Here is a 9869-nt window from a genome sequence, read left to right as displayed (position 1 = left end):
CTACGCAACTGCTGAGCAGCTTTCTTGTAATCAATTTCTAAGTTGTCCATAATATAAAAACTGTGTTAAACTACTTTTATTGTAGCTTGACACAGTTTAGTTTACACTCTCAAAAGCTAGGAATTATAAATTAATAAGAAGACTCTGAATCAGCATTTCTTATGGCTAATTCAGAGCCTTCTTCTTTTTACTTTCTCCCTATTCCTTCACATCCAGCATTTCCGGATGCTCCATCCGCTCCTTTTTCTTGAGCTTCTTCACTACTTCGGAATAACTGTGGCGAATCAGGGACTGGATGAAATCATCTTCCAGCGTACAATAAAGGTTTACCTGATTCCAGTATTTCTTATTCCAATGCCATGCGCCTTCTATTTCGGGATGCACTTCCCGGAGTGCGAGGGCGTAATCGGCATTACATTTCATCGTAACCCACTCGGGGCGCTCCAGGTCAACACAGGCAAAGATCTTGCCCAAAATGCGAAACACCAAGGTCCGCTCATCAAAAGGAAAAGCCTCGGTTACGAGGGGAAGCGAGAGGCAATACTCTCTAACAGATTCTATATTCATTATTTCTTCACACTAAATTAATTCTACATTTCTTCTCATTATATTTTAATTCTACTTGCCGAGATTCAGCTTATTCTATAAAACTTGTGAAATCCTGCTTATCCTATAAAAATTGCCGAGATCCAGCTTATCCTATAAATAGTGCAAAGATAACGAATTATGATGAAACAGCAAGCCTTATTCCATAAAAAAACAAATCTTATCCGAAAAAATTCCGTCATATTAAAATCCTTCTCTTTCCTTATCCGTAATTTTGCAACATCATCCGCAAGATTCCTGCGCAGTAACATTCGCAAGAACTTTGTGACATATTGCATTAAAATAAAAAAGAAGATTATGAAACATGAATTGATCATAAGCAGCTTGCTCGTCCTGGGAAATCCGATGATGACAAACGCTCAACAGACAAAGACCACTACAGCAGAGAGTATTTCTACAGCAAAGAATATTTCTACTGAGAGCATTTCTACAGCAAAAAATATTTCTACTGCAAAGAATAATTCTACTGATAGCATCCAGGCGATGAAGGAAAAGCTGCGCCAGGACAGCATCCAATGGGAGAAACAGCTCGCAGCCGTAACCATCAAGGGAACCCGCTCGCAATTCCGCCAGAAGAACGGCGGAATCGTGGCTCGCATCTCGGGAACTTCTCTCGAGAAGGAGCCAACAGCTACGGAAATGCTTGCCAAACTTCCCGGAATGTTCAAAAACAAGGATGGCAAACCGCAGGCATTTATCGGCGGCTCACCCGAAATCTACATCAACGACAGAAAGGTGCAGGATTACAGCATGGTAGAAAACCTGCCCGTTACACAGATAAAAGAGGTGAAGGTGATTCATCATCCCGGAGCCGAATACGGCAACAACGTGGGCTGCGTGCTGCTCATCACCACCAAGAAGAACCTGCAAGGACTCGCCATCGTGGAGAACTCCGGCTTCCTCTTCGACTCCTTCGTGAGCAACAACCATGACCTCGACCTTACCTACACCCACGGCAAGATGACGTACTACGGCAAGTTGGGCTACGCCAACTGGCAGGGAATATGGAAAGAACAGGACATCGCCACAAATTACGTAAGCGGCAGCCAGGCTGGCGATAACGCCACCACCTACATTGCCTCCGCCACCCTCGACAGTAAGCACAGCTACTACGACCGCTTCTACTGGAGTGCCGGAGCCGACCTCGCCCTGACAGAAAAGCAAACCATCGGAGTAAAATACGACGGCTACAACATCCATCAGCCGATGCCTTTCAAGATGACGAGCTATGCGATGACCAACGATCACGTAGATGACAACGTAACGGGCAACAACAAGTTTCTCTATTACGACTGGCAGCACCACGTGAACGCCTTCTACCAGGGCAAATACGGAGAGAAATGGAAGCTGAACTTCTTCGGCGATTTCGTGAAGCTGCACACGGAGCAGGCTCAATTCGTGGATGAGATCTCAGAGAAAGGAGCAGCCAAAGGAAAAGGAGCAGCCAAAGGAAAAGGAGCAGCCAAAGGAAAAGGAGCAGCCAAAGGAAAAGGAGCAGCCACCTCCCCAAGCGCCCTCTTAGCCCCAAGCAGCTCCCCTTCTGTCCCCCCTCCTTGCCTCCGTTCCAAGCGATTCCATCGCTTGGTCCCTCGATTCAAGTTCCCCCCTGCAGGAAGCCAGAAACAAGTTCACACTCCTGCCGCAAAGCGATGGAACCATCTGGGGAGCAAAGGCCCGCGCCAACTACACCATCAACGACAAGCAAACCTGGATGATGGGCGCCGAGTACAACTACGTGAAGAGCGAATCGCGCACCGATTACACCCCTGCCGATAAGGGAACCTCCACCCACAGCATCACCAAGGAAAATCATGCTGCCTTCTTCGCCGAGTATTCACTCGATTTCAAGCCCTTCTCATTAAGAGTAGGATTGAGATACGAGCACGTGGACAGCCGCCTGGATTATCTGAAAGATGAAACTACCTCCACCGAGCCGCTTCATCGCAAATACGACAACCTCTACCCTTCCCTCCTGCTCTCTCATCAGTCAGGCAGATTCTCCCAGTCCCTGAGCTACCGCTCTTCCGAAATCCGACCATCCTTCCAGGAGCTGAACACGGGCACGGTTTACGCGAACCGCTACATGTGGCAGATAGGAAACAGCCAGCTGGAGCCATCCCAGCGCCACGAGTTCAAATACCAGGCAAGCTACGGCGACCTCTTCGTCCAGGCAAGCTACACCTACGTGAAGGATTACATCACCAGCATCATCGAACCCGATTCAGATGACCCGCAAACGGGCTACATCACCTGGACCAACATCGACCATTGCTGGAACTGGGGCAGCTTCCTCGGCTACCGCCACCGCTGGGGCTTCTACGAGCCACAGCTACAGGCAGGCATCCAGCAGGGCTTCATCAAGGCCGTCAGCATGGGCAAGGAGAAAAGCTTCCACGACCCCTACTACATCTTCAGCCTCTACAACGGCTTCCATCTTCCAAAGGGCTGGTACATGAACCTCTCGTTCTCCTACCGAAGCAGCGGCACCTACGATTTCCTCACCCTCTGCAGCGTGCACAACTTCGACTTCCAGCTCTACAAGAGTTTCCTGAAAGACCGTCTCTCGCTAAGTCTGAACGTGAACGACATCTTCAACACCAAGCGCCAAAAGACCGACGGTACCTACGGCAACGTACGGTTCCAGCAGCAGAAGTGGGTAGACACCCGAAGCGTCCAGCTCCGCCTCACCTATCGCTTCAACCAGGCCAAGAAGCAATACCGTGGCGAGAACTCAGCCCAGGAAGCCGTGGGACGAATGGGAGGAAAATAGAAAAACTTTCTCGGTTTCTCCAGAAGAACTCCTCTTTGTAGAAGAACTTTCTCGGTTTAAATATAGAAAAAACGAAGTCTCTGTTAAGCAGAATCTCTATGATTTTGCCCCAGCAGAGACTTTTTCTCGAAAAAAGAGGTATAAAATTGGAGATAAACTTGTATATTTACTTAGAATATCGTACATTTGCAACGAATTTCTTGCTTAATTGCAATTTCGCAGCATAAAAACAACTAAAAGTAAAGCTAATGATCGACTGCCAGATTATAAGAGATGGAAAGATAGAAGGGGAAGTAAGGACAAACGGCCTTATCTTCATCGACAACCATGGGATGGAACGGAGCAACCACATCGAATCGAATGCAATGGAAGTTTCGCTCAAGGAGTGGCATTACCGGAAGTTTGGCATTATGAACCAACACTATTTTGGCAAGGCGAACAACACCAAGTTTATCGCGCAGCACGAGGTCAGACCAGCCCTGCTCTTCTCCATGCCAACCTTTGGCGGCAGCATGAAAGAAGTATACGGCGGTCGTGGTAAAAAAAAGGAAATGATGTGGAAAACAGGCGAGGCAAGCCTCTGTTTTCTAAGCGGCGAAGGTGGTGCCAACACTCACTTGAACCAGGGCACCCAATTCGAAATCTTAAACGTGGTCATCCCGCAGCAATTCATAGAAGAGCTTATCGAGCACGACGCGGAGGCTTTTGAGCAGCTCTCCCCTCTAACCAGCCCTACCTTCGACACCCAGACCATCATCAAGTACAACCAGCCCGCCATAGCAGCAGTCATCAAGGCGGCACGAGACATCCAGCGTTCCCGCCTGTTAGGCAACCAAGCCTCCAAATACCTGGAATCGAAGATTATCGACTGCCTCTCGGGATTTCTCCTGCCCGCCAGTCTCTTGCCAGGCAGCCAAACCTTCAGTCTCAGCATCCGTGACAAGATACACGATGCCCAAAGCATCATCCTCACCCACTATCAGGAAATGCCTTCGCTCCACGAGTTGGCGGCAATGGTGGGCACCAACGAATGCACCCTGAAGAAAGCCTTCAAGCAGGAGTTTGGCACCACGGTATTCCAGTATCTCTTCGATTTCCGCATGGATTTAGCGGTTCATTATCTCCTCGACACAAGTCTGCCGATTGCCGACATCGGTATCAAATTGGGCTACGATTACCAGAGCCATTTCTGCACGGCATTCAAGCGGAAACATGGGGTGAGCCCGATGGAATTCAGATTAAGACGTGGAGTTATTGCAAGAACCTGATGATTACTTGTAATAACTCCAGAAATCCTGCAGCCTCGCCGCCATCCATCTGAACATGATGAAACTGGAAGGAGATGGGGAGCGTGGTTCTGAAGAAACCACGATGATAACTTCCCCACATCAGCATGGGGTTGCAGAATAAATCCGTGTATTGATTCACGATACAATCAAGCTCCGTTCCTATCATCGCCGACGTTCCCACCACCATCGCATCCTCTAAAGAAGATGATTTGCATTCAGCAGCAGCCTCAGAAGTCAGACGAAGATAATCTTCATTAAACTTCTGAATATCATCAGAATAAGGAATGTCGCAGGAATTGATTCCTCCCTTCTTATTTCCCACGATTACGTTAATGGCGATAGAATCGTATTGCATCAATCGCCAGGATGAACCAGATTCTTTTTCTTGGGATTTTTCCTCATCAGGAATTCCTTTAGAAGATTCTTTTTCCGGAAGAAGATAAAACTCCTTGGTTCTCGATGCAGCACAGCCTATCGCCCAGCACAAGATCATATTGAATTTCCACCCCCTCTTCCTGCTTATCTTCATAATTCGGGAAACATCGAATGTCTTGGTCAGGGTTACCATCGGCATCGGCGACGAAATCCATAATTCGAACGCCGCCGCCCTGGAAGTTTCTCTTGCATTTATCTCTTTCTTCATAACATTCTTCTTTATACTTGCTTTTCTCGTTTCAGCCCGGGAAAATAGCAATAGACGAGAATCGCTGGCACTAAAGTCGAGAAGAATTGCAGATAAGTAAACTCATACAACAGCCAATCAATCCCTACTATTACTCTGATAGAATACAAGCCAACAATGGCTATCATCACCAATCTCTGTAATGGTAACTTTCTAATATCGCCTGCAACAGAGAGCGCATATAAAATAGCAAAGCCTACTGCCAGACAAACCGTAACAGCATACAACAGCCATTCCTGGTCAAAACAGAGATGCTTCATTTCATATAAAATACCATAAGCCTTGAATGCCTCCTCCAAAAAGAAGAGGCAAATCAAATGGCCTATGGCTATCAGAAAATGAAGTAATGCTCCTAATCTTAACCTAAATATATTTAGCATGATTTCTACTCTATCGGAATCCAAATTTCTGTTAGCAATTCTTCCGGAGCCGTTGTCTCCGGGTCGTTCAGGTAACGCTCAAACATCTGACAATTTTCCAACACTCCGCTTCCCAACTTCACCTTCTCGCCAGATGCAGGAAGGAGTTCGCCATAAACTTTGGCGTTAACTTCTGCCAGATTCTCATACGGTCCCTGATAACGATAAACCAGGAAGCGACCGCCATAAATCGTAATAATGTTCACACCTTCCTCAGGCTGAAGCTGCTCTACGATAGGAGCTGCGATACAAACATCCGTGCGACAGGCTTCAGCAGGAGTCGCTGCCGGATTGTCGTGATAGATGTTGATGTATTCTGCATCCGGACAATCATAATCAAGATGATGCTTCTGACAATAAGCACCCAACTTGTTCCAAGCCTCCATATAATTGACAGACTTATAATCACCCAAAAGGCGAACGCTAATCGCCTTTACATCCTTTCTACTCTGAATTCTTTCTGTAATTTCCATTTCCTAATGATTTTAATGTTATCTTAATATTTTATAGGCAGCAAGACTTACCAGCATCGCCACCTTAACAATTACTACTCCTATAATCATACACATTTTCTTCTATTTTATATTATAAGTTTTTTACATCTCATTTCATGTAATGAGACTGCAAAGATAAGCTATTTTTAGAGAGGAGATTTTAATTTAAGGGAATAAAAAATAACAGAACCTACTTGCAAAACCTGAATAGACTATCTAGAAACAAATTCTTTTCTTTTTGTATCTTTTTCAATAAAATGTTTGGTAGTTACAATTATTTATTGTAGATTTGCAGCAGATTTTTTTAAGAAGGAGTGCTTATGCAGAAGAAAAAGGATAAAAACCTGATGAAAACGGATGTAAAACCGATGAAGCAAGGACTGCTATCCCGGATTTTCCATCTCTATTACGATGGTTTCAGGACGATGACCCTGGGCAGGACGCTCTGGACCATCATCCTCATCAAGCTTGCCATCATCTTCCTGGTGCTCAAGCTCTTTTTCTTTCCGAATTATATTAACAGTAATGCAAAGAATGGAGATAAGGCGGGCTTCGTATCCAAGGAAATTCTGAACAGATAAGACTCAGAATCCCCGCAACCTTCAGATAGAAAGAAATACAAAAACATTATATAATAACAATTCTAAAACCGTTCAACTATGATGACAAATCTATTGTTAGACATTACATCAGCCACCATCGACTGGTCGAGGGCGCAATTCGCACTCACGGCCATCTACCATTGGCTGTTCGTGCCGCTCACCCTGGGACTGGCAGTAATCATGGGCATCGCCGAAACATGCTACTACCGCACCAACAAACCGTTCTGGAAGCACGTAACCCGTTTCTGGCAAAAACTCTTTGGCGTCAACTTCGCCATGGGTGTTGCCACGGGAATCATCCTGGAGTTTGAATTCGGAACCAACTGGAGCAACTACTCCTGGTTCGTGGGCGACGTATTCGGCGCTCCCCTAGCCATCGAAGGCATCCTGGCATTCTTCATGGAGAGCACCTTCGTAGCCGTAATGTTCTTCGGCTGGGATAAGGTGAGCCGGGGCTTCCACCTTGCCTCTACCTGGCTCACGGGACTTGGAGCCACCATTTCTGCCTGGTGGATTCTCGTAGCCAACGCCTGGATGCAATATCCAGTAGGACAGGAATTTAATCCCGACACCATGCGCTTCGAGATGACTTCGTTTATGGATGTGGCACTCTCGCCATTCGCCATCAACAAGTTTACCCATACCGTTACCTCCTCCTGGATCATCGGCGCCACCTTCGTTGTAGCCGTAAGCTGCTGGTATCTCCTGAAGAAAAGAGAAACCCAACTTGCCAAGGCGAGCATCAAGATGGGTGCCGGAGTAGGACTCATCGCTACCCTGCTGGCTGCGATGACCGGCGACAACTCCGCCTATCGGGTGGCACAGGTGCAGCCGATGAAACTGGCTGCGATGGAAGCCTTATATAATGGCGGAAACGGCGAAAGCCTTACGGCGATTGCAGCCGTTCACCCATTCAAGCAGCCCGATTACGAAAACGAGCAGGAGCCAGCCATGCGCATCGCCATCCCCAACATGCTCTCGTTCTTAGCCACCCGCACAGCCGATGGCTACGTGCCAGGCGTAAACGATATTCTCAAGGGTTACACCCACGAGGATGGCACCCGGGAACCATCCGTTCAGGAAAAGATAGCCCGGGGCAAGAAGGCGATTGTTGCCCTGAAAACCTATCGCGAAACCCAGGCGAAAGACCAGCTCCCTATCCTCAGGGAGAACATGAAATACTTCGGATATGGTTACATCAAGGACGCCAGGGAACTGGTGCCGAGCATCCCGATCTGCTTCTACGCCTTCCGCCTGATGGTGGGAGTAGGCTGCCTGCTCATCCTCTTCTTCGCCCTCAGCCTCTTCTTGGTTTATAAGAAGGAAATCGCCCAATACCGATGGTTCCTCATTTCCGCCATCATCATGATTCCGCTGGCTTACATCGCCTCAGAATCGGGCTGGATAGTAGCAGAAATCGGTCGCCAGCCTTGGACCATCCAAGACCTGCTGCCAGTAAGTGCCGCCATCTCCGACATCGAGGCAGGCAGCGTGGCCACCACCTTCTTCATCTTCCTGGCACTCTTCACCACCATGCTTGCCGTAGAAATCAGCATCCTGGTGAAGCAGATCAAGAAAGGACCGGAATACGATTAATCTCTCTGATAATCAATGGTTTTTCAGAAAGATTTCGAAAAGAATCATAGGATAGTTTTTCAGTAAACAACAAAACCCGAAAGTATTATGACATACGAATTTTTGCAATCATACTGGTGGTTCCTCGTATCATTATTGGGAGCCCTGCTGGTGTTTCTCATGTTTGTACAGGGAGCCAACACCTTGATATTCTGTTTGGGAAAAACGGAAGAGGAGCGTCGCCTCATCATCAACTCTACGGGACGAAAATGGGAGTTCACCTTCACCACGCTCGTCACCTTCGGCGGAGCCTTCTTCGCCTCATTCCCGCTGTTCTACAGCACCAGTTTCGGCGGAGCCTACTGGCTGTGGATGATCATCCTGTTCTCGTTTGTGATTCAAGCCGTGAGCTATGAATTCCAGAACAAGATAGGTAATTTTCTTGGACCGAAGACCTTTCAGATTTGCCTCATTATCAACGGCATCGTGGGTCCGCTGCTTCTTGGCGGCGCCGTAGCCACCTTCTTCAACGGCAGCAATTTCCTGATAGACAAGGGGAATATTACCAACAGTCTGCAACCCGTCATCAGCCGTTGGGCAAACGCCAGTCATGGTCTTGATGCCCTGCTCGACCCATGGAATGTGGTACTGGGACTTGCCGTACTGATGCTAGCCCGCATCCTGGGCATGCTCTACATCAAGAACAACATCGAACACCAGCAGATTCAGGAGCGCTGCACCCGCCAGTTGCCATGGAATGCCCTGCTCTTCCTATTGTTCTTCCTGCCATTCCTCATCAGATTAATGATAAAGGATGGATTCAGCACTTCTTCTTCCAGCATTACGATTGAGAGCATGAAGTATCTTCACAATCTTCTGGAGATGCCAATCTTGATTGTAATATTATTAATAGGTGTAGTACTCGTTCTCTTCGGCATTTTCAAGTCATCGAGGAGCGTGCAGTATAGAAAGGGAATCTGGTTTACGGGCATCGGAACCGTGCTCACCGTGCTGGTTCTGCTGCTGATAGCCGGCTGGAACAATACCGCCTACTATCCGTCGAACATCGACCTTCAGAGTTCGCTCACCCTCGCCAACAGTTGCAGCAGCGAGTTCACGCTCCGCACCATGGCGATAGCCTCCCTCCTCATCCCGTTCGTCCTAGCCTACATCGTCTTCGCCTGGCGTGCCATCGACCGCAAGCGCATCACGCAGGAAGAAATAGAGCAGGGAGAAGCGTATTAAAAAAGGCGAAAAAGTAAGCCTCTTCAAAAGTCCCACAGATTCCACAGATTTACACAGATTCTTTCTTGCCATAATCGAAAGGAAAATTTCCCAAATATCCAAACAAAAAAATCTGCGTAAATCTGTGAAATCTGTGGGACAAAGAAACACAAATCTCCAACAAAAAAATCTGCGTCATCTGCGAAAT

General features: G+C 47.4%; 10 protein-coding genes. 6 read left to right on the top strand and 4 right to left on the bottom strand.

Going from position 1 to position 9869, the window contains the following annotated elements; all coding sequences use genetic code 11:
* Positions 1–198: 198 nt before the first annotated feature.
* Complete coding sequence (locus ACTQ53_RS07575; RefSeq protein ID WP_441932616.1) at positions 199–567, bottom strand: MmcQ/YjbR family DNA-binding protein; 369 nt, start codon at positions 565–567, stop codon at positions 199–201.
* A gap of 336 nt (positions 568–903) precedes the next feature.
* On the opposite strand from ACTQ53_RS07575, the gene ACTQ53_RS07570 reads away from it, so the two are divergent.
* From ACTQ53_RS07570 to ACTQ53_RS07560, 3 genes are all read left to right on the top strand, one after another.
* Positions 904–2382: a TonB-dependent receptor gene (locus ACTQ53_RS07570; protein ID WP_441932615.1), complete on the top strand. Its 1479-nt coding sequence runs from the start codon at positions 904–906 to the stop codon at positions 2380–2382.
* Positions 2264–3376, top strand: a complete 1113-nt coding sequence (locus ACTQ53_RS07565; RefSeq protein WP_441932621.1) for an outer membrane beta-barrel family protein — start codon at positions 2264–2266, stop codon at positions 3374–3376. Before ACTQ53_RS07570 ends, ACTQ53_RS07565 begins: the two co-directional genes overlap by 119 nt.
* Before the next feature lie 248 nt (positions 3377–3624).
* Positions 3625–4644, top strand: a complete 1020-nt coding sequence (locus ACTQ53_RS07560) for a helix-turn-helix domain-containing protein (protein WP_295346223.1) — start codon at positions 3625–3627, stop codon at positions 4642–4644.
* On the opposite strand, the gene ACTQ53_RS07555 is transcribed toward ACTQ53_RS07560, so the two are convergent.
* Genes ACTQ53_RS07555 through ACTQ53_RS07545 form a run of 3 tightly spaced genes read right to left on the bottom strand, consistent with a single transcriptional unit; the run spans position 4628 to position 6239 of the window.
* A complete protein-coding gene (locus ACTQ53_RS07555) occupies positions 4628–5308 on the bottom strand; it encodes a CatA-like O-acetyltransferase (RefSeq protein ID WP_294972053.1) in 681 nt (226 codons plus the stop codon). The genes ACTQ53_RS07560 and ACTQ53_RS07555 overlap by 17 nt on opposite strands.
* 11 nt (positions 5309–5319) lie before the next feature.
* Entirely contained in the window at positions 5320–5751 is a 432-nt protein-coding gene (locus ACTQ53_RS07550; protein ID WP_441932614.1) for a hypothetical protein, read from the bottom strand.
* On the bottom strand, positions 5733–6239 hold the full coding sequence (locus ACTQ53_RS07545; protein WP_441932613.1) for an AraC family transcriptional regulator: 507 nt from the start codon (positions 6237–6239) through the stop codon (positions 5733–5735). Before ACTQ53_RS07545 ends, ACTQ53_RS07550 begins: the two co-directional genes overlap by 19 nt.
* A gap of 341 nt (positions 6240–6580) precedes the next feature.
* On the opposite strand from ACTQ53_RS07545, the gene ACTQ53_RS07540 reads away from it, so the two are divergent.
* From ACTQ53_RS07540 to cydB, 3 genes are all read left to right on the top strand, one after another.
* Complete coding sequence (locus ACTQ53_RS07540) at positions 6581–6841, top strand: DUF4492 domain-containing protein (protein WP_294972062.1); 261 nt, start codon at positions 6581–6583, stop codon at positions 6839–6841.
* An 81-nt stretch (positions 6842–6922) separates the two neighbouring features.
* Positions 6923–8458 (top strand): cytochrome ubiquinol oxidase subunit I, encoded by a 1536-nt coding sequence (locus ACTQ53_RS07535; RefSeq protein ID WP_441932620.1) that lies wholly within the window; start codon positions 6923–6925, stop codon positions 8456–8458.
* 87 nt (positions 8459–8545) lie between these two features.
* A complete protein-coding gene (gene cydB, locus ACTQ53_RS07530; RefSeq protein WP_441932612.1) occupies positions 8546–9682 on the top strand; it encodes a cytochrome d ubiquinol oxidase subunit II in 1137 nt (378 codons plus the stop codon).
* Positions 9683–9869 lie beyond the last annotated feature (187 nt).

Origin of the sequence: Prevotella sp. Sow4_E9_plate (assembly GCF_052116205.1) — a bacterium.
GTDB lineage: Bacteria > Bacteroidota > Bacteroidia > Bacteroidales > Bacteroidaceae > Prevotella.
This window is presented reverse-complemented; position numbering and strand designations above follow the sequence as displayed.

Coding starts and splice junctions, on each gene's coding strand:
- ACTQ53_RS07575 (WP_441932616.1), bottom strand. CDS start 567: ATGAATATAGAATCTGTTAGAGAGTATTGCCTCTCGCTTCCCCTCGTA.
- ACTQ53_RS07570 (WP_441932615.1), top strand. CDS start 904: ATGAAACATGAATTGATCATAAGCAGCTTGCTCGTCCTGGGAAATCCG.
- ACTQ53_RS07560 (WP_295346223.1), top strand. CDS start 3,625: ATGATCGACTGCCAGATTATAAGAGATGGAAAGATAGAAGGGGAAGTA.
- ACTQ53_RS07555 (WP_294972053.1), bottom strand. CDS start 5,308: ATGAAGAAAGAGATAAATGCAAGAGAAACTTCCAGGGCGGCGGCGTTC.
- ACTQ53_RS07545 (WP_441932613.1), bottom strand. CDS start 6,239: ATGGAAATTACAGAAAGAATTCAGAGTAGAAAGGATGTAAAGGCGATT.
- ACTQ53_RS07540 (WP_294972062.1), top strand. CDS start 6,581: ATGCAGAAGAAAAAGGATAAAAACCTGATGAAAACGGATGTAAAACCG.
- ACTQ53_RS07535 (WP_441932620.1), top strand. CDS start 6,923: ATGACAAATCTATTGTTAGACATTACATCAGCCACCATCGACTGGTCG.
- cydB (WP_441932612.1), top strand. CDS start 8,546: ATGACATACGAATTTTTGCAATCATACTGGTGGTTCCTCGTATCATTA.